This is a genomic window from Silvimonas soli (assembly GCF_030035605.1).
In the GTDB taxonomy this organism is placed as follows: Bacteria; Pseudomonadota; Gammaproteobacteria; order Burkholderiales; family Chitinibacteraceae; genus Silvimonas; species Silvimonas soli.
This window is the reverse complement of record NZ_CP106736.1, coordinates 4,042,916-4,069,396: the sequence shown is the minus strand read 5'-3', so window position 1 is coordinate 4,069,396 and position 26,481 is coordinate 4,042,916. Positions and strand designations below refer to the sequence as shown.

The following is a 26,481-nucleotide window of genomic DNA, read 5'->3' as shown; positions in this document are numbered from 1 at the left end:
CCTTGCGCAGGAAAGCGCCCAGCATAGCCCGAAATGGCTGCCGGGTCTGAAAGTTATGGCGCCAGACCGACCGGGGCGACGGTTTGGGAGCTGAACGCTGGCTTGAAACGTTTATTCGGCGATACGTACGGCGTTGCGCCCCGACTGCTTGGCCAGATAAAGCATCCGGTCGGCCCGTTTGAGCCAGGACGCCGGGGATTCTTGTTCGCGCAGGGTTGCCACGCCAATGGAAATCGTCAGCGGGCAGTCTTCCAGCATGACGGTTGCAGCCACCAGTTTGCGTAAATCTTCGGCCAGATCACCGGCGGCTTGCAAACTGGCCCCCCAGGCAATAACGACGAACTCTTCGCCGCCGTATCGGAACAACTGGTCCGAATTACGGACGCGTTCGCGAATCAACTCACACAACCGCACCAACACCAGGTCGCCAGCAGCGTGGCCGAAGTGGTCATTCACTTGTTTGAAATGGTCCAGATCCAGCAATAACAAACTGGTATCGCCGTGCGATTGCTGCGTTTCGGCACAACTAGCCAGGCTACGTTCCAGCGCACGCCGGTTGCCGGCGCCGGTGAGAAAGTCCTGTTCGGCCAGCCGGTTCAACTCGCCGTGCTGAATCGCCGTACGCTTGGAAAAAATATAAGAGAACAAATTGATCAGCACAATGCTGACTGTAATCGTGAACTGATCCAGTGTGGACACTTGCCCGTACAACAAGGCCATCAGCCCAAACAGAGACACTGTATTGATTGCCAACGCAATGAGCGGGCGCAGCAAGAAAAACGTGGCAATCATGGTCGGATATGCCCAATACGTCATCGAAATGCCCTTGAGGTGAATCATCAAAAGCATTCCGGTGGAATAAAACAGCGATACCACAACGCTGGCAAAACGTACCCGATGGCTATACCAGACAAACGCCATGACACAGCTCATGCCCAGCACAAGAGTCAGATCAATGGCGCCAAGCAGCCAGTTGTGCTGGTACAGCCTGAAGATTCCAAAGGGCAAAATGCTGGGAATGCTCAATGCACACAGCATGAGCAGAATGACTTCTTCCTTGTTACGCGCACCGCTGGCTTCTGGCACCTGCAAGCGACTGCCCGACATAACCGCTCCCCCCATTGCGTGCCCTGCTGTTGGCTATCCTGGCGCACGCTGTTTTTACCTTAGATGAAAATCCGCACAGGTCAGCGCAAATAGCGCGATCACGCCAGGTTTCGGTATCGCTAAATCGGTCGCCGCCAGAGCTATTACAACGTGACAGTTCACTAACGATTGATAGCGGCAGACGACAAAAAGCCGGGCACATGGCCCGGCTTTGTCTACAGATCAACTGACTGGATTACGCGGCGGCGCGGCTTTCCAGATATTCGACGTTATCGCCGTTGATGGCGATTTTGCGCGGCTTGAATGCTTCTGGCACTTCGCGCCGCAATTCAATATTCAGCAAGCCGTTTTCCAGCGTCGCGCCTTCAATGCGCACGTGATCGGCCAGGCGGAAGCTGTGCTCGAAATCGCGGGCGGCAATGCCGTTATGCAGATAGGTGGGACGACTTTCGCCACGTTGTTTCTTGCCGCTAATCTTCAGCGTGTCACGCAGTTGTTCGATATCGAGTTCGGCGCGGCTAAAACCGGCGACGGCCATGGTGATGCGGTATTGGTCTTCGGCGACCAACTCAATGTTATAGGGCGGGTAGCTTGGGGTGTTTTCGGCACGCAGCGCTTCATCAAACAATTGGGCAATGCGGTCAAAGCCAATGGCCGAGCGGTAGATAGGAGCAAAGTCAACAGTACGCATGTTTCATATCCTCAAAGTGCAAGCAATATCGGGTGCGGGTCTCACCGTGAGCCCCCGCTATGAATCGAGATAAGCCCGTAATGCCCGCTTTCAAGCGTTACCGGATTGAGTAATTTTCCGGATTGGAAACAACACTGACTGCCCCGATATACCCCCGCTTTTGCTCGCCAACCGGACCGCAATTGGGTGCCGATTGCCATTGGCTCGGTCGCGGCCAACCTGCCAGCGCTAAGCACAGAAGCAACAAGTCTTTCCTGGACCAACAAAATTAAGGATATATAAAACAAATACAATATAACCAAAGTGCAATTTGTGATGGCAAACAGCATGCAAGCACGGCACAAAACAGCAAGCCAAGGAAGCCCAGAAGCGGCATTTGTTTTTTCAGACGTCTCTCGTCACTTCAGAAAGGAAGGTCGACATCTGGACAAGGGCATACGCGCGGCTATTCACGATGCATTTACCCGCAACCCTTGCCTGCGGGCATGGCCAGCGGACGCCATCGATGCACTATGCGATGCCGGCGTGCTGCGCAGTTGGCAGCATGGCGAGTTGTTGTTTGCCCAAAACCAGCCCTGCGACGAGATTCAAATCATTCTTTCGGGTTCCATCGAAATGAGCACCACCAATGCCGCGGGATTACGTGCGGTTGCGGGCTACACATGGCCGAATGAAGTCATCAATTTCATCCCGGTCATTGATCGCAAAGGCTCCATGCATGACCAGCGCGTACATGGCGCGGCCACGTTGTTTCATATCCCCGGTAAAGCCTTGTTTGAGCAATTTGATAATGAGCCCGGTTTGCTCAGAGGCGTGCTCGAACTGGTTTGCCAGCGCTCGCGCAACTTGCATGCGCTGATGTCCAAAACCGCGTTGTCCGGTTTTCGGGCCCGGCTGGCGAGCCAGTTGTTGCTGCTGGCACAACGGCACGGCCAGCAGACCAACCGCGGTATTGAATTGGTGATCAAACTATCGCAAGAAGATCTGGCGGCGTTGCTGATGACGTCACGACAGAGCGTGAACAAAGAACTGCGCTGGCTGGTGCAGCAAGGCATCGTTGATGTGCAGTACAGCCGCTTTACGGTGCTCGACGTGGACAAGTTGCAAAAGATGAGCGCTGTGTAGGTTTGGCGTTCGCAGCCAATCACCCTTCCCCATAAAAAAACCGCCCCGAGCATGGGCGGTTTTTCATTTCAAGGGCATCACAAAGTCTGCGGCGTACCCGATCACAGGCCGGATCAACTCCCGCATCGCAGAACAAATGCGCGCAGAACGACGTGAAGCCCAGCCATCATAGCCAGATTTCACGTTGTCCCACGCACCACCGTGCCTTGAGGCCAATTTACGCGGCGACCTTTTCTTTGACCGGTTCAAGGGCTGGAACAGGGTTTTTGACGGCTTTGTTCAAGGTCTGGCTCGCCCGGCCATCCAGCGAAACTGGCGCAGTGCCCGCAACCGTTACGCGTCGTACTATGCGGTGCGCATCGCCATAATCATTGATCGCATAATGCTGCGTGGCGCGGTTATCCCAAATGGCCACATCACCGGTTTGCCAATGCCAGCGCACGGTGTTTTCCAGTCGGGTGACATAGCTTTGCAGCAGCGGGAACAAATGATTGAAATCGGTGGTACTCAAATCCTTGAAGCGCTGGACGAAATGCCCCAGCAGCAAATGACGTTCGCCTGTTTCGGGGTGAACGTGTACGACTGGGTGCTCAGTTTCATAGACGGTAGAGGTAAACACATTCTTGTAGCGCGCCAGGATTTCTGGGCTGACATCCTTGCCTCGGCCATAGGCCGCGTAGTCATACTCGTTGCTATGAATGGCGCGCAGGCGATCAGCCAGATCCCGCAGTTCGGACGGCAAATCAGTATAAGCAGTGTGCGTATTGGCCCAAACGGTATCCCCACCGGCTTCTGGCACCTTCACCGCACGCAAAATGGATGCCTTGGGATAGGCCTCGACGAAAGTCACATCGGTATGCCAGCTATTAGCCCGCGCGCCGTGGGCCGAATCCAGCTCCAGCACGTAATCGGTGCCCTCAACTGTAGGTACTGTCGGGTGGGCAACCGGCTCGCCCAATAATTTGGCAAAGGCCTGCTGGGCGGCGTCATCGAGCAATTGCTCGCGCAGAAACACCACTTTGTGAGTGCGCAGCGCCGCTTTGATCGCTTCAACCGCTTCTGGCGCCAAATCGCCAGACAACTGCACCCCACGCAGTTCTGCACCGATCCGGCCGGCAACTGGATGAATAGTAATGTGGCTCATGCGGTAATTCCCCTGGCAGATAGAAATTGAAATCACGCCACTATCGCAAATCAAAAAACAGCGGATAGGGATCGTGCGAGGTGATGCTTGCGCTTGCCCCAATAGCCAAGAGGGCATGCAGAGAGCATCGCGCTCAGGCGTCGACCGGCTTATGCGACGACCAGGCCCAGCGCAGATGACAGGGGAATTATGGGGAAAACCACATAGACCAAACTATCAATAATTTTACATTTAATATAATTATTGGAAATATTGATATTTGAGGCGATATCGCTGGCGTGAGGCCGTCACCAACCATGGAAAAAGCGGTGGATCGATGATCCTTAAAGGTAACCCTAGGTCGGACCGTTATTCTGGATTACTCACAGCATCCGCTTACCCCAAGTCTGGCAAACACGCTCCTCGCCTGGCGTCGGAGCTGGCGCCAGAATTCCCACCTATGCGCAATTCAACCCGTCGGCGAGGTACCGGTATTGATCGCCAATTGCGCGGCGAAAGCCCGTTTGTAGGCAGCCCGCGCTTCGCCGCGAGCGACATAACTGGCCAGGTTCGGAAATTCATCCAAGAGACCCGATGGTCTCAGCCTGAGCAGTACGGACACCATCAGCAGGTCGCCCGCGCTGAACGCATCGTCGAGCCAGTCGGCGCCGCCCAGACGAGCGGAAAGTTGGCCCAATCGGCCCCGCACACGCTCCTCGACCAAAGGCAGGCGCTGCTCGCTCCACGGTTTGTCGCGCTCATGTAGCCGGGCAGTTGCGAGTTCGAGGATCACCGGTTCCACCGTGTTGAGCGCCGCAAACAGCCACGTAATGGCGCGAGCCCGCGCATTGGCATCGTTCGGCAGCAGGCCCGCATGGCGCTCGGCAATATGGAAAACGATCGCCCCCGTCTCGAACAAGACAAGATCGCCTTCTTCATACGTTGGAATCTGGCCGAAAGGATTGCGCGCCAGATGTGCGGGTTCCTTCAGGGCACGGAAGGAAACAAGTCGAACTTGGTAGGGCTGATCCACTTCTTCCAGCGCCCAGCGAACGCGCGTATCACGCGCCAGCCCTTTGCCCCCATCGGGTGACCGTTCAAAGGCAGTAATGGTGATGGTCATCGTGAAGCGCCTCCTGGAAAAAATCAGCGGCTACTATTGCGCGTTGTATTCGGACAATAACGCCCACCGAATCAAGCACTATGCACAAGAATAAATCGGCTCGATTTTTCAATAAAAGAATCGGATGAGCTCGACCTGTCCACCGGGATGACTGCTCGCATCTGTGGATTCAACCAGCCGAACCGACTACGCGTACATCTCGGCGAAAGTGATCTTTGCAGCGTAAATCAGGTTATGTCTGCTCTCTGCCAGAAATGCCCGAATGAAATGAATTCGGTGTTTTTGTGTCTGCGCTTCACATCTATGCCAGAGCTTGGGCCATTCATCACAAGATGTTTTTTCGCCAAAAGCACAGTAGTACATGTCATCTCGTTTGCGCGCATTGCTGCAAAAATGTAGTCGCTCCACATCAAAGTACACATGCCCGTTGACTTTTGTCATGCCAGGTAACTAAACGCATGGCCCCCCCTTGTTGTTTCTCCTAGGATAGCTCGTCGATTTACCTGATATATCAGATAAATGCGCGCGAAAGGTAAAACAAGTCATTGCCAAAAATGACACCCACCATCGGCGATTAACGCATTCAGCGACAGCGAACTGTCTGACGGAATGTCCTTTGCTATGCCGTTTGCCATTCAAACAATGAGGGAGAAGATAGATGAATAAATCCATGAAGCCCATACACACCACCGTGATTGCAGCATTGATAGCGCTTGGTCTGACTGCATGTGGCGATGGCTCGGATGCCAGCTCAACGGGGGCGCCTGATTCCGCCGCGTCGCCCAAAGCAACCAACGTCACGGCTACACCTACGCCAACACCGACTGCCACACCAACCCCAACGCCAACTGCAGCCCCCACTCCGACTCCCACACCAACCCCCACGCCAGTGTCCGCCAGCGCGTTGATGCCGCTGAACGGGGCAGCTGCGGCTTTTGCTGATTCGCGCTTGCAGATCACCTTCGATAGTGCACCGGCAGTGGGTACCACTGGCTTTATCAAGGTTTACAAATCAGATGGCACGCTGGTCGACACGATCGATATCAGCGGTGGGCCGGTAACCGCGGGTGCTGAAACGCAGACGTATATGCCAGCCACCAATACCGAAATCGACAAGCTGGGTAACAACGCAGGCACGCTCACGCAATGGCGCTATGTGTATTACACGCCGATCACCGTCTCGGGCAATACGGCAACCATTCGTTTGCATGATGGCGTATTGAGCTACAACACCAGCTACTACGTCACGGTCGATAACGGAGTGTTGTCTGGCACCTATAATGGCTCCAGCTTTAAAGGCATCACCGGCTCGACAGCATGGGCCTTTCATACCAAGAACGCGCCAGCTTCAACTACATCGGTTGTGGTCGATACCAATGGCAGCGGGGATTTCCGCACGGTACAAGGCGCGCTGGACTGGATGATGATCAATGGCTGCACCACTTGCACCAATGCTGCCGATGCGAAGACCATCACCATCAAAAATGGCAGCTATAACGAGCAGCTATTCTTGCGCAACGTGAACAATCTCACCATCCAGGGCGCCAGCCGTGCTGGCGTGGTCGTTTACCAGGATAACTCTGAGTCTTATAACCCCGGTTCCGGCGGAAGTAAGACTGCGGCTCAAACCACGCTGACCACAGAAGGCACCGGCACCCGGCGTGCCTTGGGTGGCGGACGCCCGGTGTTTCTGGTGGAAGGGGCCGACTTGCTCAAGCTGACCAACTTCACACTGCAGAACTCTCACGTCAAATTGTCGAATTACAACAATCAGGCTGAAACGATCTACTACAACAGTTCGACCTTGGCCGGCAGCCGCATGGTTGCCAGCTACATGAACTTCTTGAGCGCACAGGATACGATTCAGACCAAGGGCTGGGTCTGGTATTACCAGACCTACATCGCCGGTGATGTGGACTTCATCTGGGGCACACCGTTTGCCGCAATGTTCGAGAATAGCGAACTACACACGGTGGCCGATCCGGTCACCCCGGCTTCGGGCGGGTATATCTTCCAGTCGCGCGCCACTTACGGTTATCCGGGCTTTGTGGTGCTCAACAGTACGTTGACGGCTGACTCGGGTGTACCAGCTGGCAGCACTTACCTTGGTCGCTCCGCCGGCTTGACTGTCGCCAATGGCTATTGCACCACGCAATTCACCACCGGCAGCCTGGTTAACGCCAACTACTATTGCGACAATATTGGCTACATCAACACCAAGATGGGTACACACATTGCCACAGTGGGTTGGTCTAGTCCTGGCACCTCGCCTGCCAACCCATTACCGAACCCGACCACAGCGACCTCTGCCAGTGGCTGGCGTGAGAGCGGAAGTATGGATAGCGCAGGTAATGCACTGAGCATGATTGGCCGTGACACCACGGATGCCAGCAATACGCTGGACCTCAGTGGTATCAATACGCGCACCAAGGTATTCGCCAGCTGGAACAGCAATACAGGCTGGGTGCCGACACCGTGATCAAATGGCATAGTCTGCAGACCTCTGCTAACCGCGGGGGTAACGAGGGTCAATTGCCACGTCACTGGGTCTTCCCGCGATAACACCAATCATCCGCACTAAACAAAAAGAGGAACCAGATATCTGGTTCCTCTTTTCTTTTACGGTGGATGCTTGAACGCGGCGGCAGCCCCGCAAGGTGGTCCACTCCTATCTCGGTGATGCCCAGTTAAGAGCATTCGCTATTGTGATCTGATCTCCTCCCGCCTAACCGAGCGGCTAGAACTGGAGATTCCCGGCTTCAAGGTGTGCGAGCCGGAACTCGCTCGGGGTCCGGTTTCCCAGTGAGCTATGCGGCCTCAACTCGTTGTATTCCAACTCAATATGGCTGACCGCAGAATTCCTTGCCATTGTCAGGCCGGATAACTGTAAGTAGTAGCTTGTGCGATAACGAGCATGGTTACTCACACACCTACTCACAATGGCCCAACGCTCCCGTGCAGCCCCCGCGTCGCGCCGGATAACAAAAAACCCCGTGAACACCAGGTTTCATCGGGGTTTATTTGCCAACGCTGGATGTCGTTGGGTGTAAAGCTGGCGGAGAGAGGGGGATTCGAACCCGCCTCAGTAGAAATCAGCCGTATGTGTACCGCTTTGAGCCACTGGAAACAGTGGCTTTTTTTCTGACCACATACGGATGGTTTCTGCGGTCTGTGCCGGAAAGTGTGCCAGGTACGCTTATCGACAAGAATAGACGAAATAGAACGAACGTTCTACATTCTCGCGAATGAACACCATCTACTCTCTTGACCAGCTGAAAACCGATACCAGCAAACTGGGCTTCGACTTGGTTCTATCGCCAGGAAATTCCGGAACGACGCATTACTGCATCCGCTACCACGGGACAGAGGTATGCCGTAGTCACATCGAAGTAACCCCTCCGATTGTAGCTTTCCTGCAGATACAGGCATTTCTGCTGGGGATAAAGCACGAGCGGGAAGAAGACAATGGGATCGCCTATGCTGAAACCCTGGATGATTCAGGATATTCGGTGATGTGCACAAACTACGACGTGCTCAGCGTACGTGAGGCAATCGAGCTTTTCGGTGTCGGATTTGAGATGCCGAAGGACTGGAAGCCCGAGGTCTATCAGGATTACGTGGCGCCTATCCTGGTGAGCCGTGATGAAGGACGCCAGGTCCTGCACGCGACCTATGGGATGATTCCGAAAAAGCGCCTGCCACCCGGCGCAAAGTTCTCAACGATGAACGCCCGCGCGGAATCGATCGGCGAGAAGCATTCATTCCGGTCAGCTTGGCAGCGCTGCCAACTTTGTTTGGTGCCCATGCTGCAGTTTTACGAGCCGTGCTATGAGACCGGTAAGCCGGTGCGCTACAAGATCGGGCTACTTGGCGGATTTCCATTCGCCGTGGCTGGCCTGTTCCGAGCATGGAAAGAGGACGACGGGGAACTGTCGTTTTCATTTACCCAGATCACGGTCAACGCTGATGGCCATCCAGTTATGAGCCGGTTCCACAAACCTGAAGATGAAAAACGCTCGTTGGTGATCATCGAACGGGAAGATTACGACGCCTGGCTAACATGCCGTGATCCTGAAATTGCCCGCACATTTCTCAAGCTTTACCCGGCAGAGAAGATGTATGCCGAGCCTGCACCGAAGGGATATAAAAAAACCCTTGAGCTCGATGCGGCGACAGGCTCTCTATAGCCGAAAAATACTTACGCCATCACTACGCCCATCTGTCCGTATTTTTGCAGGAAAAATTCCAACCATACTCACTTTTTGTCGTATTCCTCCTACATGTGAGTTTTTATTGGAGGCATGAATATGGCCGTGAATCGACGAGATTTTTTGGCGGGGATGGCCGCCTGCGCACTTATGCCGCAATTGTTCGCAGATTCTTTGAGGTTGGGTCCACCAACGGCCAATGGAACACCGGTGCGAGTGTGGGTCGACAATCCAGCCCTGGTTCTACAAAGTTGCCCCCTTTTTTGTTGGGCAGCTTCAATTTCCATGCTTTTTGCCACCTACGACTACCAGGTCGATCAAGTGGATATTGTCCAACGAGTTTTTGGAAATCCGCGGTGCCAGCCATCAGGGAATCCGAGGACCATTGGAAATGCGTTAAGTGTCGGGTGGACCGATCAAGGAGGAAGCACATTCCACTCAAGGGTCACTGCTGCATACGATGCCATCAATGGTATAAACGTATTAAATAACCAAATGATTGCCGAGGAGCTCGCCAATAACCACCCTTTGATCTACTGCAATAAGCACCATTGCATGATGTTGGTCTCGATGGAGCTTATGGAAACCCCAAATGGACCTAGCGCAATTGGAAATGTTGGCGTCTTTGATCCGTGGCCCCCGACCGCCGGCTTTCACTATTTATCCGAAGCGGAGAAAGTGCCGCTCAACTTGGGGGGAGAAATGACTTTCGTCGCACGGGTGAAGATCCAATAATCGCTCCCCGCTCGCTATTACCAAGAAAATACGTCATGCGGACAAGTTCGCTTATAACCAGTGTGGCGCCCCCCAAAGGCGGACTCCTGCCCACATCAGCCAGCGCCTCCAAGCCGGAACGCCGGTGACCGCAGAGGCTTCGCGCAGTACCGCATCAGCTATCGCACGCGGCACTGGGTGTTCGGTGTACAGGTAGTCGTGCAACGCTGCCGCTTCGCGGCTGGTGTCACCCGTCAGCAGGAACACCACCGGCAGGCGCGGCACACTGGCCAGATCAGTATGGAACCCGGCCGGCACCGTGAACGTTTGCCCCGCCACGTCAGATTGATAGACCAGGGGCGCAATCAGCACCCACTGGCCATCATCCTTATCCGTGGCATTCGCGATTTCCAGCTTGGTCAGAAACCGGCTCATTGTGTGGCCACTCCAGAAGCATCTGGGGGCAATGAGCTAATCACGGAGGCCAGCACGATCTGGGCAACCGTCAGATCAATGCCAATCCGCGTCTTCACGTCATCAGCCAGCGGCGAGGCGTTCACCACAGTCAAGATCGCGGGCAGTGCAGTCGCCGAAAGCGACTTCAGGTCCAGCGCATCGACCGTGGTACCGGCAGCGCATACCTCCGCAACAACGGGCGCAGCCTTGGCCAGATCGGCCTGAGCCGACGAGCTCAGCCCCGATACTTGCTGTAGCGAGGTAATGGCCGCTGTGGCGGCTGGGCATACCTGGCTGGCCACTTGTGCCGGTGTCTGAATCTTGTGGGTGCCATTGGTAGCGCAACCAGAAATCGCGAGCGCGGCGAAGCCTGCCGCAAGCAGCATGATGTATTTCATGGGTTCAATCCTTATTTGGCGAATTTAGCCGCGGTGATTGCGGCATCGGTGACGGCGCCAGCGACGCCAGATGCTACGGAAGTAACTGCAGTGATCGGCGCGGTTGCACCGACGCCGGTTTCTGAAAAGTCGATGGTGAAGTTATCCGATCCGGTCTTGGCAACGTGGACCGACACGCTGGCCACATCCTTGCCGGACTGGACGAACGCCTTGCAGCAAATGATCTGGCCAGTCTCGTCGCGGAACGGCTGAACCACATAGGTGGAGATGCCTGCACAGCCGCCCAGCATGACCACCAGGCACAGGAGCGCAGCGCGGATCATTGGGGCTGGGCCGGTGGATTACTGGTCACAGCGATTTTCGGCGACGTGCGGGTGATCAGGTAGTTGTACAGCGAATGCGCCCCGGTCACCAAGCCAGCAGAAACCAGATACGGCACGCTTTCCGGGATTGGGCGTGGAAAGCCATTTAGTGCCCATTGCACAGCCGGAACGAGCGTGGCGGCGGTAAAGGTGATGCCACCAGTGACGATGCTGGATGTTTTGTTCATAGGATCTATCCTGTAGTTGATTCTGTTGATCGCAAACGTGGGGCGTAGCCATGCATAAAAGATGGGCGATGGAGATATTTTTTCTAGCGTGTGCTTGCACGGCGGTGGCCGTGTACTTCTATCCAAAGACCGGAATGCAGGCGATCATCGGCGCGGTAATCGTTTTTGTCGGCGCACTAGGTGGCTCGATTTACCGTGAGCTGAAAAAGAAAAACTAGCCCTCGTGGTGCAGAACTTCATTGCCGGTGAATTGGTACCCTTCCCGGCCATACTTCTGGCCTAGCCACAGCGGCCCAGGCAGATCGTGGATGCCCGTGCCCTTGCCGGTGTGATGTTCCTTGCAAAGCAGCATCCCGTTCACGGTCATGTCATCGACAAAGGTGTATGGGTCAGCAGGGTCGAACTTGCTCCAATCGAAGGCCTTGGCGTACTCGCCCCACATCCCGGCCTCGCATTCGCTGCGGAATAAATCCCAATCTGTCAGGTTTGCCAGGCTGCGCTCCACCGGATGGTGGTGCGCTTCCAGCGGATGGCCGCTTTCTTCAGCAGTGCGCCCACAAATCCAGCACCGGCCGCCCACGCGCTCAATCAGCAACTTCTTGGTGTGCAGAAACAGCGGAGTGGTCACGCGCGGCTCATGCCCTGGCAACAGCACATCGACGACCAGCGTCTCTTTCTCTTCGTGGGTTTGGGTTACTTCCGTCATATTTTCTCCGGCCATAAAAAAAGCCCCGCATTTGCGGGGCTTGCTTTGCTTGTTGTACTGCTACCGGGCGTCAAGCAGCTCCATGACGTACTCAACGCGTAACGTGCGGCGTACCTCGTCACGTCGCTGGAGGGATCCGGCGAATTCGCGCATAACCCGATCGGCTTTAATAACGCGCTGCTGGTCCACGCCGTCATCCTTCCATGAAACAATGATCATGTTTCCATAGAGATCAACAGCATCTGCCAAAGGTCGGACAGCCGAGCTTCTTGATTGCTCGTTGGCATAGGCGTGCGTACCATTCTCGGTAGAGCACTCTTCGCAAGGTGTGTTCAGCGGTTCCGGGGAGGTGTCAGTTGACGCTGCACCTACCCCAATTCCATACCTCTTTGATCCCAAATCGATCTCCTCAATTGCCACATCGACCATTCGATGCGGAAGGCCATCTTACGCCCCGAATCCAGAATAGCGAAAGTGCTTTTTTTGATGTCACTCGCCGCGCAAAACGGGCAACTCCGCAAGCCCCCCCAATTAATTGTTAACAAACTCTTCAATTTCTTTAGCAATTGTTAATTATTAATGTAGAAAACAAGCGCTCAATGCAAAGAAACATCCATCTGGATAAGCTTCTTGTTTCTCTACCAAGGGGAAAAAGAAACGGTTTTCCTCCCAGACGATCTCGCTAAAACTAGCACAATGGCTGCTTCTCAACCGCATCACAAACAACGTCAACATCAAGCAACATTCTGATTAATATCAAAATTTAAATTTTGATGGGCACGTCTGCGGACAACACCAACAAAAGCGACACCCATATTAAAAAATGGTTTTCCAATTGAAAAAACGCGTATTTCTGATGGATAAACGACAAGAAAACCAGTTTTATCGATCAAAGCAGAGCGTGTACACGCCTCCATTTAGGATATCTCTAAAGCGTTTTAGGCATTTTTCGGTATACCAATTCGCATTGAATTGGCAAAAAACGCTTAAACCGATATACCAGCTGTATTCGTTTAAACGTTTATCGACAGGGGTTAAGAGTCGAATTTGGCCAATTCATGAGTCGAAATGATCGACCGGATTTTAGCTGCGTAGTCAGGGTCGGTAGCGTACCCAGAAGCAGCAACCTGTTGTGCAAACGCCACACCACCAGTGGCCGGAAAACAGTTTTTATACCTTGGGTTGGTCAGCAGGAACTGGGCATGATCATCCATGCACCCCTGCCAGTCGTCGTATTTTCGCCACAGCGCAGGCACCATGACCCACTGGCTTTTGAGGTATTCACGCGTCTGAAGGGAGAAAGTCGGGCCGTGCCACGCCGGGTCAGCTTTCACCCCGAACAGGTTCATGGCTTGCTGGGCGAGTTGAGATGCGCCCCAGCCAGATTCAAGCGCTGATTCAGCAATGGTGAAGCTGGCTGGAATACCAGTCTTTTTTGCAGATGCGACTGCGGCGGCAGAAATAGCCGCAATAAATACTTGTGGTGTCATGGGGCTATCCAAGATGAATCAGGAACCAACCTTGATGCCGAAGTGAGCCAGGAGCGCACCGGCCACCGCAAACGCGATGTACTTCACCCCGTCCCAGACGAGCGCCTGGTAGGACTTGCCGCTGGCCAGCTGAATGTCGCTGACTGTCTTTGCCAAGGCATCGTGCTTTTCCCAAAGCTTCTTGATGCTGTCGCTATGGGTCGTCACGTCTTTCTCGATCAAGCCAATCCGCTCGCCGCTTTCTACTAGCCGCTCATAGGCCTCGGCCATTCGGCGAAGGTCGTCGGCCATCTGGTTGTTGCCTTTCAGGAGCCCTTGAAAGCGCTCCTCCAGTCTGGCCAGCGAAACTTCAGTGGATTCGGTCGTTGGTGGCATCAGCATTCCTGAAATAAAAAAACCACCTCAAGGGTGGCGTCATTGCTTTTTGGGTAATGCAGGAGAGTTACTACCAGTCGATAGCCTGAACTGCCGCCACCGTTGTCGCTGCAAGAATCTCGGCTTTCAACGTCTGGCGCTTCTGGAATGCAGCCCAGCCTTGCGCAAGCATCACCGCATACAAGCCCTTCAGATCAGCCAACGTGAACGGGTTCTGCGTATTGTCTTCAGATACCCAGTAGAAGCCCTCTGGAACGGTGCCTGCCAAGCCATAACCGGTGATCGCCTGCAGCAATACGGTCTGGCTACCGGCATCCGCCTGGAATGCCTTCGCCTGGCCGTCAGCAGGCGTGAAGCTCACCGGTTGCTGGATCGCGTCGACGTAGGCGTCATAGATGGTGGCGATCTGCGTTTCCTGAGCGTTCGCCAGCAATTGCGCTGGCGAGACATATGAAGGATCGGTAAAAACCTTGCCATCGTAGGTCCAGCGCTGCTCTGGCTGCGGCTCGACGCCCGTAAGATCGACGAGTGAAGCAACGAAGTCCGGCACGAAACGCTGATCCAGCGGAATGTCTTTTCCGTTGGCATCCGAGGCGGACGCGACAAGCTCCACCACCACGCCATTTTGTACGTATGCGTAGACTGTCATTATGCGGGGTTCCCGAATTCGTAAATGATAATGATGCCTTGCGCGCCAGCACCACCCGCAAGCGCAGCACTACTTGCCCCGGCTGCACTGCCAGAACCGGCAGAGCCCGGCACAGCCCCTCCTAGTCCAGGATTGCCCGTTTGTACGGATTTACCACCCCCAGCACCACCACTTATGGCAGACCCGCCGCCCCAACCAGAAATAGTACCGGATTGGGTAACAAAACCGTGACCACCATTAATCCCATACGAGTTAACAATGGTGGTCCCTCCTGAAACTGAAGCCACGCCGCCTGGTAAGGCACCTGGGTTAATGGCACTTGTAGTCGTTGCTGCTGCCCCACCCGCGGCTCCGCCATTGCCACCCGGGATGGTTACCAAAGCCCCGAGTGATGTTGCCCCGCCATTCCCCCCTGCACCACCAACGTTTACAATGCCACCCGCCCCGACAGTCAACGCAAGAGATGCACCCACGGTTGCAGCCGACAATGTACCGTTCCAGAAACTACCGCTTGCGCCGCCCGCCCCCACTGAAGCTTGCCCGGCAGTTGTTACAATAGACCCCCCTCCACCACCACCGGCGCCGCTTGCAAAAACTACCGCTTGGGTCATACCTGTGGATGGCGTGTATGTAGCTGCACCCGGGTTGAAAAATACCTGCACGCCAATCAGGCGACCGAGGGAGCGGCCGAGAGTGAGTGCATGCTGGCTGGCGGAGGCATTTGTTACCTGCTGTGCACCACCCGTGCATTCAAGAATTACCCACGCGCCGTTACCAGAATTAACCGTTGAAGCAACTACATACAGCAAAGTAGCTACGCCCTTTGCTACGAGTTCGCCACCCTGCAATGGCTGCAATCCCAAGCCATATACAGGCTTTACTGACAAACCATCTGGCGCAAACGTGGACGCTCCGGTGTTGGCATTGACGATACTTAGCTTAACAACGTATCCAGTTGTGCTGGGTAGAGTGGTCAGCGGTGGTGTGTTCACCGCTGTATATACATTCGCGGCACCGGTATCTGCCAGCACCACCGAGTTACGGTTAATCGCCTTCAGCGCCAGAATGAAATTGGCTTCCAGGGTCGCGATATTGCCGTTATCCGCAGCATTCTGGCCGCTATAGTCGGCGATGATCTGGCCGATCATGGCAGCGATAGTCGACGATTGGCGCAGGGTCTTGTTAACTTGGGCTGATTGCGCGACCCCAGACGAATAACCGGCAGCAACTGCAGCCAGGCCAGCATAGGTCGATTGGTCTACAACATTGGCACCGGTTTGCGCGGCAAACGCGAGAAAGTCATTCGATGTGGCCATTGGTACTCCAGCAGGCATAAAAAAAGCCACCCAAAGGTGGCTTGTGTTGATTCACGATATGAATTAGAGCGACGTGCCCCATGCGCCAGTATCGAAACCGGCGATGAACTGGTTCTGGACATCGAATCCGAAGAGCGGTGCATCATCCACCGACGTAACGATGTAGGTATTCACGTGCACGCCTTCCGGTTTGAGCGGGAGGTACCCGCCTTTGATCAAGGCCAGCAAAATTGCGGACGGGATGACCCCGGAAATGTAGACGCTCATCGACATGTCCTGATTGTCGACGGCGAATACGTTGGCGCCCGTTCCAGAAAATACTTCAGCCATGATTTCCTGATAGGAAACCAGGGTGCTATCCCAGTTGTTTGCACCAATCTTGGCGCGCAACATGATCCTGTAAGTGTCATCGTCCAGAGATGTGATGCCATCCGATGGATCAAATGGGCCTTTCCAGTTGCCCTGATCGAAACCCAGCCCCACCGTGTCGAATGAGAAATAAACGTTCAGCGGCGTTTTCACGTTCCGCGACAAGCCGATCCAGAGGCCAAGCACATCAAGCTGGGCACCAATGGCCAAATCCAGATCGAATGCTGGGGGAATGGCTTCGATATCGTTGATGACCGAAACGAACGCGCCGGCCACTGCAGACACCATCGCCATGTAATTCGGCTTATCGGCGTGCTCTGAGGTGATCAGCCCGGTGTAATCAGAAACCTGTGCCATATCAGCTCACTGTGAGAACGACGCTCGCCGGGGTACAGGTTGCGTTCTGGTTGAATGCCAGCGGAACATCAGGCGTTCCCGCTCCACCTGGCCCGGTCAAGGTTAGTGATTCGATTTTGAACGTACCACTGCCAGGCACGGACTTGGCCGCACTGATGCTTGAATCCCATTCAACGCCAGCGGCTGCACCACCACCAATAGGTGTGCCGTTAATGTAGTCAGATACTGCCTGCTGGATAGACGTGCCAATGGCGGACGTGTAGCCGTTGAGTGCCTTTACAGAGATGGCAACCGTAATGGCCTCGTTCGTTGGGCGATAGAAACGGATGGGATGCACAACGCCCACACTATCGGTCACGCTAATGACCGTTGTTCCATAGGTGTACGCGCCGGGCGTCTTCTTCTGCATGATCGCGGTAGCAATCGCGGTGGCATCTCCGCCTTCGACGACCAGAGATATGGAATGCGGTGGCAATCCATTGCCATCAGTCGTTCCCGTATCGTTCTCATATGCGACCACCTCGGCGACGCTAGCGATTGCCTCGACTGCCCCGACAATACCTGCCAGCACTGTCAACGATGGAAGTGCGACTGATTGCTGCTGGCGCACGCGCAACTGGGCGTCTGTTTCCACTGGCGCACCCGGCGCTGCAGCAGCGGGGTTTGTAGCGGACTGCCAGCCCAGTGTTGGGGTAGTAATCGCAGAGACCGTCCCCGCCGCAGCTACCACGGCCCCGAGCGTCTGGCATGTTGCCGTTACCGTAATCTGGCCTGAAGGAGGAATGGTGACATTGGCCGGCAACGCCCAACGGTTGTTGCTTGTATCGCTCACAATGCCGTTGGTAATTGCTGTTCCAGCTTGGCCAACAATCAAGATATCTGCGGTCGAATTGCTGGCCTGTGCACGTGCGATACCATTGATCTTCACGTTGGAAGATAGCCCATTACCCTGCCCTGTTGCCGGGCTAAATGAGTTGTAAACCGAGATTGCCGAGGCATTGCAGTCATTGATCGCTGAAGCAATTACGGCCAGAAACTGCCCATCCTTGCTGTCCGGATCGATATAGATGTCGGCGCCATAAATGGATTGATATTGGCCTTGCAGCCAGGTCAAGACACCTTCATACGAGGGGGCGGAAATGCCGGTAGAAGTCACAACTGCTGCTGTCGGTGAGGTCATTACAGCGTCCCCGTGATAGGTGTCTGGCCGTAAATCGTGTTGATGGTCGCGGTGACCGAAAGAGACCGGGTGTTCCCATCGAAGACGCTTGCGTAGGTTTCGATGTCAGTCACGCCCGGAGTTTGGAGAATGCGGGCTCTGATGGCTGCATCGCGGGTTTCCTGTGTGTATTTGCCAAGAACTTTGGTATTCCACGGCGTGCCTTCGGTGTTATCCAGAAACCATTCTCCAGCCCAGAGCCTGAGCTTGGTCATGACGGCCTGTCCTACAGCCTCAGGAACATCAACCCAGAAGTCAGCCGGGCCCCCGCCAAACGAGTAATCGCCGTTAGCGTCTTCCTTGCGGTATCTCATGGTGTTTCCTAGTTGGGAGCCCCAGTGTTTCCACTACCTGGCTGCACGCCGCCGTGGGTATGCGTTTTGAGGCTCTTCCCGCCTGCGGTGACATCATTCGTAACTGCCAACGGACCCAACAAGGTTGCGCCACCACCAGCACTGCCAATACCTTGGTTCAGCGGACCATTGATGGTCACAGCCCCATTCAGTGTGATCTGCGGTGCTGTCATGATGATATTTCCTGCCGCCTCGGCGGTGATGCTCCCGCCAACGTTCACGTCCGCGTTACCCGAGGTTTTCAGGTTGATGGCGTGGTTTACGGGATTCACCTCGATATAGGCCGCGCCATCATCAGTGCGTAATTGGGTGGTACTGGTGCTGACCGATCCGAGCACACGCGGTTGCGAGCGCACGCCCGCAAATACAAAGCCGTCGCTCAGGTCATGCATTCGGTATTCCGCACGTTCCTGTACGCCACCGCTTTGCCACCAACTGTCGATACAGCGAGAGGCAAACACCACCAGGCACTCGTCGCCCTTGGTCAGCGGGAAGGTCAGCGTGCAGCCGCCGCCAGAGGGGAAGAACACAGGACAATCCAGCAGCAGCGGCATTACTACGGATGAGAAATTGCCGTTCTTGTCTTGTATCTGGCCTTTGATAGTGGGCTGTACCACGCAAGTCATTGCAGATGCGTTGAAGCTCTGGATAATGCCAGGCAATGCAGTCCATATTGTTGCCTGATGACCGACCAAAGCAGCATCTAATGCAAGCTGCGGGTCATTGTGCCGTTCTCGTTGATCCATGGAGACCTCATGAAATTATTCGTTCTTGCCTGCGTTATATTGTTATTCAGCTCATTTGGCATGGCTGCTCCACTTTCGAAAACGCAGGCTCAGCCATTAATCGCAAAGGTTGAGCAATTAAATGATGCTTGCAGAGGAGGCAGTGGAGACAATCAAAAAACCATGGAATATTGCGACAAGCGAGATCAGTTGGTGACCAAATTGAGCCAAGGTGGATGGTGCTTTGGTTCACCAGAACAATATGAATATGAAAAAAAATGGCAACGATGCGTGTCCGTAAACTCGACCTCCATTGATCCAAATCTACAACGTGTCAATGCAGTGGCGCTGTATTTAATGCCAGGCGCACTTATTTGCCATGATCTCGATACCGTTGAGGTGGTAATGCGAGCGATGCAGGAAGTCGCAAATATATCCAACGGCCCAGATTCGCTTCGCAAGGCTTGGGAACTTCAGCATGGGCAACTACGAGAGATCGATCCATCTTCATTTGACTGCATCGTTGTTGAGCAAGATGGAGAAATGCTTTTGGACAATTCCAATGCGGTCCCACAGGTTACTGTGAAAACCAAGCGAGGTATTTATAAAGGGGTGACTCTTCCCTCAATGTTCAAAATGGCTACTGATTGATCAGCCGTACGGCTTTATGGGATCGATTGCTGACCCCTTTTGTGCAAGTTCCAGAGGCACAGATGCATCCGTCGCCAGGCAAATCACGTCGGTGTACCACTCATTGCCACGTGTATCGCCTGAGTGCTCGGCAACCATGACGTAGTACAGGCCGTCGTTATCTTTCTTACCCTGCAGTTGCAGAAACTGGTTGTTGACCTGGTTGTCGATACCGACCCCGAGCCGTTGCTCTTGGATGCTGGCGTTGTCCAGCTTGATCAGGCGGCCAATGCGGATGGCCGGGTTCAGCAGCATGCGCACCTTGATACCGTTCTGAGTCTGCTCTGGCAGCCCAACCATGCCGGTGGCAGCCGTGATGACCGGAATATCGCCCGGGATATAGGCATTCAACGGCACGATTTCCACCTTGCCGTCCTGAATGCTCCATTTGGCCGAGATGGTTTTGACCAGATTGTCGATATAAGCACGAGCGGTGCCGTAATAGACCTTTCCGCGCGGCAGCGTCTTGCCGGTGAGTGCGGGAGGCTTATATCCCAGAGTTACACCTTGGGGCACCATGGACTGCATCACGGCGGCAATCTGGTTATCGATCGATGCGCCAGCCGCCAGAGACATGTTCATAGCGGCGAAGTTGTAGGCGCTGTCGCCGTCAGCAACTGTGATATCCAGATAGGTATCAGTCTGGCTTTCGCGCCCGCGGCGAACCTGCACCACGGTGCCGTCGAAGATCACGCCCATGCTGTCGCCATAACCTGCTTGCAGCACCACCCGGGTAAATTCGTTCTGTATTTTCTGCCGGGTTGCATCCGATATGTTGTAAACCCGGATGTCCGCGCTGTTGGGTGTCCGGTTGTCGCCTCGGTGAATTGCAAACCGGAACCGTAGTTGCGACAGGTCCAGCGCCTCCGCATCGTTGCCAATAAGCAGCGAAGCATTGCGGAGGTATTGGTCAGACATCAGTCGGTTACCCAGTAAACGTGTGAATCGGTGCCAAGATTGGCGTAAGTCGGAATAGCGTCGGGGTCGTTTGTAGTTTGTACCCACAAGCGCCCGGTAAACCCAAGATGGCCATATGGGGCCAGCAAATTAACACCGGTCACCAGCGGGATTCCCTGAACCAGCGGGTTGCTCTGGCCATCCGCGACATCCAGTACCCAGCCCCCTTGATCGGCGTTGCGAAACTGCACCGTCATCCGGTAATCCACACCCGAAAGCGTAATCGGGAATGTCTGTGGCGTTGCGCTCAGGGGTATCTCAAAATAGCTCGGCATTACCAGGCCCCCGGTGAAACTGTGCCACCTGATGCAGGCATGGCGGGAATCACCTGTTTGAATCCAATGTTCTGCGTACTGGCCGTCGAAGCCGGGTTGGCCTGGTTGGCTGCCGGCGGCAACGTGGTGACTTGCGTACCCACGATGATGATCTGCTTGCAGGTCACCCGGACCATGAGAATGTTTTCACTCTCTTTGTCCGTAGTGACCGCCAGGCTGGCAATCAGCATGTTGGTGTAGCTGCGCTTGCCGGTCACCACATCAAAAGGCACGCGGGACTTCTGCAGCGCAATCAGCTGGGCATAGACCGATGACACATAGTCAGCGCCAAACGCGCCCTGGCTGATGTCATAGAGCAATTCCTCCGCAAAGCCTGACAAGGCTTCAATGTCGGCATTGCTCCAGCCACACTGGATAACGACCTGCGCCGGGTTGCTGAAGGCGTGATCGGTGATATCTGCACCAGCCTCGACCGGATGCCCCGTAATCGTCAGATCATCAGTGGCCAATTCTTCCAGTGTCACCTTGGCGGCGATCGTGCCGATCTTGCGCTTTGGCGAGATCGTGATCAGTCCAGCAAACGTTGCCATCAGGAAACAACCTCTCGGAAATTGCGCACGGTTGCCGCACTCACGCGGCCCTGTTCTTCAGCTACACGGCGCGCTGTTTCTGCGGGATCATTACTCCCCTGAACATAAATCTTGGTGTCCTGGGCAATCTGCACCGCAGAGGCCGACCGCTTTTGCGCTTCGCCGATCTGATCAGCTGGCCGCTCGTAATAACGCGATACCACGCTGCCCGCATCAGCCGCATTGCGAGTAGCGCGCAGCAAGTCACCAGCGCGTTTTTCTGCACCGTTTGTGAGCTCGTAATTGACGAATCGAAGCTGGTCTTCGAACGAGGACTTCTGGATGTCTTTTCCGGACCACTTCGCATACGCCGCTTGCCGGTCTGGGTGCCATTGGGCGATGCCAAAGGCGCGCCCGCTGTCGCCCACTGCGCCGGGATTAAGCCCGCTCTCATGAGTCAGGTTCGCCACCAATCCGGCGGCCTGCTCAGGTGACCAGCCAAGGTTCTGGAACAGGTTCAGCGCATACTGGCGTGCATCACCAGTCCCACGCATGGATTGCGCTTTCTGGTTTACCGACTTTTTACCAATAGGGGTTGGCTTATTGATACCTCCGCCCTCATTGATATCGAGAGCCTCCTGCGCTTCCTTTACACCCAGCTTGGCCAGAACCGTGGCAATGGTGCCGCCGATCTTGTCTTTGGTGTCCTGGGACAGGTGCTCGTTGATTTTTTCGCCAATCTTATAGCCTGCTTGGTAAGCAAAATATGCAGTCGCTGCCTGTGTTGCCAGCAGGAAAGCCTTACCAATAAGACCAACACTCCCCGCGGCAGCCTCAGCGCCCGCAGAAACCTTGTTCAATCCCCCAAGCAACCCACCGATGGCCGATAAGACACTTGGACCGCCCATGGCAATAAACAGGGCGGTAAGCGCAATGATCTGGGTAGATAAGCCGCCGGTTTCTTTATCAAGCTGTACGAAGTAATCAAGCAGCTTGAGCAAAACTGGCGCGCCTTCTTCGACTAGCCTTAGCAGGACCACCAGCACATCGGTAATGCGATCGACGATTTCTGGTGAGGACTTGTCGAACCATGCTTTGAACTGGGCCAGTATCGGCCCCGCCTTCTGCAAGAGCGCCGCTTCGATCTTCACGCCCAAGGCTTCAAACTGCACGCCAAGGTCGCGCAATTGCACCATGAACTTGTGGGCGTCTTCGGTCGCCTTGTCCATGCCCGAGTCTTTCAGGGCCTGGCGCTTGCGCTGCACGTCCTTTTCAAAGTCGCCATCGCGCAAGGCTAGTTGCATCTTTTCCGAGATGCCAAGGAACTGGGCGTACTCGTTTGCCTGATATTGCGGCATCTTGGCAAAGGACTTGCCCAGATCGATCAGGATGTCGCTGGTATCGCGCAACTGGCCGTTGGCATCGCGGGTCTGTACGCCCAGGCTTTGCAGAAAACCTTCGCCGCCAGGTGTATTGCGCATGAAGCGCGCAACACTTTCCAGAGAGCCGCGGGCTTCATCTGCCGAGGCCCCGAAATCTTTGGCGGCCGATTCCAGCGCGCGAATGTTTGCCGCAGCCGCGCCGGTACGCTTTGACGCGAAGTACAGCGACTCCATGTTGCTGGCAAATGCAGCGACGCCGGCGCCGACGGTGAGTGCTGCACCGGCAATGGCAGCAACCAGCTTTCCGACTTGCAGCGTTGCATCGGCAATGCCACCAGTGAATTTCTTCAGGCCCTTCTCATCGACCTGGAAGCCCAGCGAGACCAGAAAGTCCTTGATGGTGTCTGGGCTAGCCATTGTTCTGCTTCCTCATGTCGTACGCGATGGTTTCGTTGTCGGCCTGAACGCGCGCCATGTCGTGCAATAGTGCAAGGTCAGCCAGATCGATTGATCCATCCTTGAGCGATTCATACTTCACCCAGCCTTTGAGGACCGGCAACAATAGCCAGTCCTCGCCACCAGGCAAAGTGCGCCAAGTTATGCCGCGCCCGGGCTGCCCGTCTGGCTCGTAAGCAGCCCGTTGATAAAACCCCCGAGGCTGTCACGAATAACTCGCACGGCGATGGGCAGCATCACACCGATATCCATGTCATCAAACATGCTGGTGTTGTGCTGTTTGTTCCAGACCACAGACCAATTGCCGCCCTGCTGTCGTTGGACGACCGACAGGCAAGTACCAAGGACATACTCCGCATCGCTATCAGGCATTGACGCGATGCCATCGGCGAAGGGCTGCAGAATCTCGCCCATCTCGGCCAGATTTTCGGTCAGTGGCTTGTCGCCAGCGGCCTTCGACAGCCGCAAAAAGATAGGAATCAGCGTCGGCACAATGGGAGCGATCTTGCGAGACACATGAAACTGCTCGAAGGCGGTCAGTTTGCCAGCGCGGTAATTCACGCCATTGAGTTCGAATTCCATCAGTTGTACGTCCCAAGGATGCTATTGATGTCGATGGAATCGAAAATCCATTCAACGATATCGGCATCTTTCTTGTTGTTCATATCCGGGCACTTTTTGAAGGCGCAGGCACTGGCCACGTGCATATCGCCAACAACCGAATTGCTCACGGTAATGATGTTCTTTCCCCAAAGCGCGGAACTGAGCGACTGGGCGTCATAAAGCGCCATCAGTTTGGCATTGACCGGAGAGCCCTTGATCAGGCGCACCGTAACCTGGCCGGATTTGTCAGCATGAAGGCTATGCATGCCGTTGCCATCGGCGGCAATGAGCATTGTATTTTTGTCGCCAGCACGTTGGATGGTGATGCCTTCCTCTGCCACCGATGCACCAGAGCCAATATTGATGACACCGCCAACGGCGACCAGCGTTGCCTGGACGTCCAGGAATGAATAAGCAGGCATGGTTTCCCCTTAGCGGTTCACGTTGATGATGGCGTCGACGGAATGAACCGCACCAGCCAGCTTGACGGCGACCTGAATCACCGGGGCTTTACGAGCTTCTCGGTCGGCCTGTGACTGCGTAGCAATCGGTGGCGCGTAGACGTAATAGCCCTTGGCCAGCGTGTCGCCCTGATTCAACGAACCAAAGCCGCCCGCATTCCATACCCCGGGCGCGACCAGGCCATTAGCCACGGCCTGATCCAGGCGACTGGCAATGGTCGTGACGATCTGGTTGATACCAGCATCGGTCTGAGGAATCTTGGTCAGGCTGGTGTAGAGCAGGTTGAATACTGCCGTCTGCACATCGTTCTGCAGCCAGTCCAGGCCATGCACTTCGTCAAAGAACGAGCCGTCTGCCATCACGCCTTCCTGGATGATGGCGGTTGAATTGGCATAGTTCACGAAGGCATTGCAGTTCTTGCCCTTGAGCGTAGCTGCCTGGCTCTCGGTCAGGGTTTCCGCAGTGACGCCAGGCTCTTGCTTGAACTTCAGCGTGATCGTGGTGTTGTTGCCCTGGAAGTTGACCGTGAAAGCACGGCCATAGATCGAAGCCGCTGCATATGCCGAGCTGCTGCTGTACTGGGAGAACGTCCGACGATATTTCGCTGCCTTCAGCTGCGCCGGCAAGTCAGTAGTCGAGGTCGAGTCCAGCGCGGTCGAAGACGTAGTGGTTACGCCGAAGATGCGGGATACGCCAGAGCCCTCAATATAGGCTGCCACACCCAGCAGATCGCTGGTGGTCGGCGAGCTATCTGCGACCTCCAGCCCATACCAGTCATTCGACAGGTTGGCCATTAACGACACGGCAGCCAGAAGGGTTTCTGCAAGTACACCCGGCACCGGCGCGGAGGCCTGGCCGGATTGCATCAGGATCAACGTAGACACATCCGTGCCACTGCCAGTAGATGTTGCGTAGCCAATGGTAGATGTCGTGCCAGTCGTGGAACTGGTAATCGCAAAGCGACTATTCACCGCGTCCCACGTGCAAGTACCTGCCGCGCCCAGCTTGGCCGTAATGGCAGAGGCCACGCCATTCAAGTTGGTCTGCCCCGTGAAATCCATCGCAGACAACGTCTTGGCGGTGCCATCGATGGTGATGGCCATCGTACCGTTGGCGATAGAGCTGAAATTAGACATTGCTTGCTGTGCTGCGGAGAGCACACCGCCGAGCAATTGCGCAGAAGTGGGCGTCTTGGCCCAGCGACCAACATAAAGCAATGACGGCTGCGGCGACTGCGAGAAAAACAGGTCTGCAGCCAGATACTCAGGGGCGCTGGTGCCAAAATCAGAGGCAACTGCGTCCAGGGTGGTGTACTGGCGAATACGGCTATTGATATCGATCACACTGGATGCGCCTAACACCAGCAGCGCCCCGAAATTGCGGGTAGCTGCGGCAATGGGCGACATGACGACGTCAACGCTGACCACGTCCGATACGGAAAGACCAAGAGACATATCTTGCACTCCGATGATTTAGAAAGAGTCAGGCGTGACTTGCGTTTCAGCCGACAGAATGTTGAGCACCTGATAGGTGCGGGTGATTTGCCTGCGCAGCCGGATCGTCATATCAAAGCGGCGAATCCATTGCTGGTTTACGAAATCAGGCGCCGGGATGATGTCCGACGCGCCGATAAATGCCATGTTGTGTTGCTTGATGGCTTCGCTGTTTTGCGGAATGTAGATGCCATCGCGTACTGCACTGGCGTATTGCATGCCCTGCGGCCCGTAGAAGGAGCAGAGCAGATCAATTTCTTCATACCGCATGAAGTTGTCTTGGCCGTTTCCAGTGCCGTCATGCGCGATATAGGGCATGTCGACCAGGACTTGCCGCTGAATACCGATTGCACACCAGTTGGTTGTTGGCTCTGGCTGCTTGGGCACAGTCGGCTGCCATCGAGGGCGAACAAGGTTGCCAGGCAACCCGGATATGCCCGTCACCATGGCCTGCAGGATCGTATCGAGGTCTTTGTCAGTTTCTGGCGGAGACGCCGCGACCGGCGCGAGATAGCCGCCAGTTGAAGAATCATTCGCCAT

The 26,481-nt window shown here is 55.1% G+C and carries 31 protein-coding genes; 5 read left to right on the top strand and 26 right to left on the bottom strand.

All coding sequences use genetic code 11. The features are described 5' to 3' along the window. Nucleotides 1-111 precede the first annotated feature (111 nt). A complete protein-coding gene (locus N7220_RS18675; RefSeq protein ID WP_283149041.1) occupies nt 112-1,107 on the bottom strand; it encodes a GGDEF domain-containing protein in 996 nt (331 codons plus the stop codon). Between the two features lie 235 nt (nt 1,108-1,342). Continuing rightward, entirely contained in the window at nt 1,343-1,798 is a 456-nt protein-coding gene (locus N7220_RS18670) for an Hsp20 family protein (RefSeq protein ID WP_283149040.1), read from the bottom strand. Nucleotides 1,799-2,125: 327 nt separating this feature from the next. Here N7220_RS18670 and N7220_RS18665 point away from each other — a divergent pair, with 327 nt between their 5' ends. Further along, nucleotides 2,126-2,923 carry a Crp/Fnr family transcriptional regulator gene (locus N7220_RS18665; RefSeq protein WP_283149039.1) on the top strand — a complete coding sequence of 266 codons (798 nt, stop codon included), beginning with the start codon at nt 2,126-2,128 and terminating at the stop codon, nt 2,921-2,923. 217 nt (nt 2,924-3,140) lie between these two features. On the opposite strand, the gene N7220_RS18660 is transcribed toward N7220_RS18665, so the two are convergent. Beyond that, nucleotides 3,141-4,067 carry a TauD/TfdA dioxygenase family protein gene (locus N7220_RS18660; protein ID WP_283149038.1) on the bottom strand — a complete coding sequence of 309 codons (927 nt, stop codon included), beginning with the start codon at nt 4,065-4,067 and terminating at the stop codon, nt 3,141-3,143. A gap of 448 nt (nt 4,068-4,515) precedes the next feature. Next, entirely contained in the window at nt 4,516-5,169 is a 654-nt protein-coding gene (locus N7220_RS18655; RefSeq protein ID WP_283149037.1) for a glutathione S-transferase family protein, read from the bottom strand. A gap of 658 nt (nt 5,170-5,827) precedes the next feature. On the opposite strand from N7220_RS18655, the gene N7220_RS18650 reads away from it, so the two are divergent. The 3 genes from N7220_RS18650 (at nt 5,828) to N7220_RS18640 (ending at nt 10,112) form a co-directional block, all read left to right on the top strand. Then, complete coding sequence (locus N7220_RS18650; protein ID WP_283149036.1) at nt 5,828-7,648, top strand: pectinesterase; 1,821 nt, start codon at nt 5,828-5,830, stop codon at nt 7,646-7,648. Nucleotides 7,649-8,414: 766 nt separating this feature from the next. Then, complete coding sequence (locus N7220_RS18645; RefSeq protein ID WP_283149035.1) at nt 8,415-9,356, top strand: SOS response-associated peptidase; 942 nt, start codon at nt 8,415-8,417, stop codon at nt 9,354-9,356. A 120-nt stretch (nt 9,357-9,476) separates the two neighbouring features. Next, a complete protein-coding gene (locus N7220_RS18640) occupies nt 9,477-10,112 on the top strand; it encodes a hypothetical protein (protein WP_283149034.1) in 636 nt (211 codons plus the stop codon). A gap of 51 nt (nt 10,113-10,163) precedes the next feature. On the opposite strand, the gene N7220_RS18635 is transcribed toward N7220_RS18640, so the two are convergent. From N7220_RS18635 to N7220_RS18575, 13 genes are all read right to left on the bottom strand, one after another. Beyond that, nucleotides 10,164-10,526: a DUF1353 domain-containing protein gene (locus N7220_RS18635; protein ID WP_283149033.1), complete on the bottom strand. Its 363-nt coding sequence runs from the start codon at nt 10,524-10,526 to the stop codon at nt 10,164-10,166. Then, on the bottom strand, nt 10,523-10,945 hold the full coding sequence (locus N7220_RS18630) for a hypothetical protein (RefSeq protein WP_283149032.1): 423 nt from the start codon (nt 10,943-10,945) through the stop codon (nt 10,523-10,525). The genes N7220_RS18635 and N7220_RS18630 overlap by 4 nt, the downstream gene beginning before the upstream one ends. Nucleotides 10,946-10,956: 11 nt before the next feature. After that, the gene (locus tag N7220_RS18625; protein ID WP_283149031.1) at nt 10,957-11,268 is read right to left on the bottom strand and encodes a hypothetical protein; all 312 of its coding nucleotides are present in this window, start codon (nt 11,266-11,268) and stop codon (nt 10,957-10,959) included. Beyond that, nucleotides 11,265-11,495, bottom strand: a complete 231-nt coding sequence (locus N7220_RS18620; protein WP_283149030.1) for a hypothetical protein — start codon at nt 11,493-11,495, stop codon at nt 11,265-11,267. Before N7220_RS18620 ends, N7220_RS18625 begins: the two co-directional genes overlap by 4 nt. 214 nt (nt 11,496-11,709) lie before the next feature. After that, entirely contained in the window at nt 11,710-12,201 is a 492-nt protein-coding gene (locus tag N7220_RS18615) for a hypothetical protein (protein WP_283149029.1), read from the bottom strand. Nucleotides 12,202-13,235: 1,034 nt separating this feature from the next. Further along, a complete protein-coding gene (locus tag N7220_RS18610) occupies nt 13,236-13,691 on the bottom strand; it encodes a glycoside hydrolase family 73 protein (RefSeq protein WP_283149028.1) in 456 nt (151 codons plus the stop codon). A gap of 18 nt (nt 13,692-13,709) precedes the next feature. Next, on the bottom strand, nt 13,710-14,066 hold the full coding sequence (locus tag N7220_RS18605; protein ID WP_283149027.1) for a hypothetical protein: 357 nt from the start codon (nt 14,064-14,066) through the stop codon (nt 13,710-13,712). Nucleotides 14,067-14,136: 70 nt separating this feature from the next. Further along, nucleotides 14,137-14,715, bottom strand: a complete 579-nt coding sequence (locus tag N7220_RS18600; protein ID WP_283149026.1) for a DUF4376 domain-containing protein — start codon at nt 14,713-14,715, stop codon at nt 14,137-14,139. Beyond that, the gene (locus N7220_RS18595) at nt 14,715-16,031 is read right to left on the bottom strand and encodes a glycine-rich domain-containing protein (protein WP_283149025.1); all 1,317 of its coding nucleotides are present in this window, start codon (nt 16,029-16,031) and stop codon (nt 14,715-14,717) included. Before N7220_RS18595 ends, N7220_RS18600 begins: the two co-directional genes overlap by 1 nt. Nucleotides 16,032-16,094: 63 nt before the next feature. Further along, nucleotides 16,095-16,757 (bottom strand): DUF2612 domain-containing protein, encoded by a 663-nt coding sequence (locus tag N7220_RS18590; protein ID WP_283149024.1) that lies wholly within the window; start codon nt 16,755-16,757, stop codon nt 16,095-16,097. A 1-nt stretch (nt 16,758) separates the two neighbouring features. Further along, complete coding sequence (locus tag N7220_RS18585; RefSeq protein WP_283149023.1) at nt 16,759-17,871, bottom strand: baseplate J/gp47 family protein; 1,113 nt, start codon at nt 17,869-17,871, stop codon at nt 16,759-16,761. 65 nt (nt 17,872-17,936) lie between these two features. After that, a complete protein-coding gene (locus tag N7220_RS18580) occupies nt 17,937-18,290 on the bottom strand; it encodes a contractile injection system sheath initiator (RefSeq protein ID WP_283149022.1) in 354 nt (117 codons plus the stop codon). An 8-nt stretch (nt 18,291-18,298) separates the two neighbouring features. After that, the gene (locus tag N7220_RS18575; protein WP_283149021.1) at nt 18,299-19,075 is read right to left on the bottom strand and encodes a Gp138 family membrane-puncturing spike protein; all 777 of its coding nucleotides are present in this window, start codon (nt 19,073-19,075) and stop codon (nt 18,299-18,301) included. Between the two features lie 9 nt (nt 19,076-19,084). Here N7220_RS18575 and N7220_RS18570 point away from each other — a divergent pair, with 9 nt between their 5' ends. Beyond that, nucleotides 19,085-19,705, top strand: a complete 621-nt coding sequence (locus N7220_RS18570) for a hypothetical protein (protein ID WP_283149020.1) — start codon at nt 19,085-19,087, stop codon at nt 19,703-19,705. Here N7220_RS18570 and N7220_RS18565 read toward each other — a convergent pair whose 3' ends face one another. The 9 genes from N7220_RS18565 to N7220_RS18525 are packed head-to-tail and all read right to left on the bottom strand — an operon-like array spanning nt 19,706 to nt 26,481. After that, nucleotides 19,706-20,662 carry a phage protein gene (locus N7220_RS18565; protein ID WP_283149019.1) on the bottom strand — a complete coding sequence of 319 codons (957 nt, stop codon included), beginning with the start codon at nt 20,660-20,662 and terminating at the stop codon, nt 19,706-19,708. It lies immediately after the preceding gene. Then, complete coding sequence (locus N7220_RS18560; protein WP_283149018.1) at nt 20,662-20,976, bottom strand: phage baseplate plug family protein; 315 nt, start codon at nt 20,974-20,976, stop codon at nt 20,662-20,664. The genes N7220_RS18565 and N7220_RS18560 overlap by 1 nt, the downstream gene beginning before the upstream one ends. Beyond that, on the bottom strand, nt 20,976-21,566 hold the full coding sequence (locus N7220_RS18555; protein WP_283149017.1) for a phage baseplate protein: 591 nt from the start codon (nt 21,564-21,566) through the stop codon (nt 20,976-20,978). The genes N7220_RS18560 and N7220_RS18555 overlap by 1 nt, the downstream gene beginning before the upstream one ends. Continuing rightward, a complete protein-coding gene (locus tag N7220_RS18550) occupies nt 21,566-23,344 on the bottom strand; it encodes a phage tail tip lysozyme (RefSeq protein WP_283149016.1) in 1,779 nt (592 codons plus the stop codon). The genes N7220_RS18555 and N7220_RS18550 overlap by 1 nt, the downstream gene beginning before the upstream one ends. Further along, on the bottom strand, nt 23,337-23,486 hold the full coding sequence (locus tag N7220_RS18545) for a DUF6889 family protein (RefSeq protein ID WP_283149015.1): 150 nt from the start codon (nt 23,484-23,486) through the stop codon (nt 23,337-23,339). The genes N7220_RS18550 and N7220_RS18545 overlap by 8 nt, the downstream gene beginning before the upstream one ends. A gap of 38 nt (nt 23,487-23,524) precedes the next feature. Further along, nucleotides 23,525-23,965, bottom strand: a complete 441-nt coding sequence (locus N7220_RS18540; protein WP_283149014.1) for a phage tail assembly chaperone — start codon at nt 23,963-23,965, stop codon at nt 23,525-23,527. Further along, nucleotides 23,965-24,408, bottom strand: a complete 444-nt coding sequence (locus N7220_RS18535) for a tail tube family protein (RefSeq protein ID WP_283149013.1) — start codon at nt 24,406-24,408, stop codon at nt 23,965-23,967. Before N7220_RS18535 ends, N7220_RS18540 begins: the two co-directional genes overlap by 1 nt. Nucleotides 24,409-24,417: 9 nt before the next feature. Next, complete coding sequence (locus tag N7220_RS18530; protein WP_283149012.1) at nt 24,418-25,902, bottom strand: DUF3383 domain-containing protein; 1,485 nt, start codon at nt 25,900-25,902, stop codon at nt 24,418-24,420. Between the two features lie 18 nt (nt 25,903-25,920). Then, on the bottom strand, nt 25,921-26,481 hold the full coding sequence (locus tag N7220_RS18525; protein WP_283149011.1) for a phage neck terminator protein: 561 nt from the start codon (nt 26,479-26,481) through the stop codon (nt 25,921-25,923).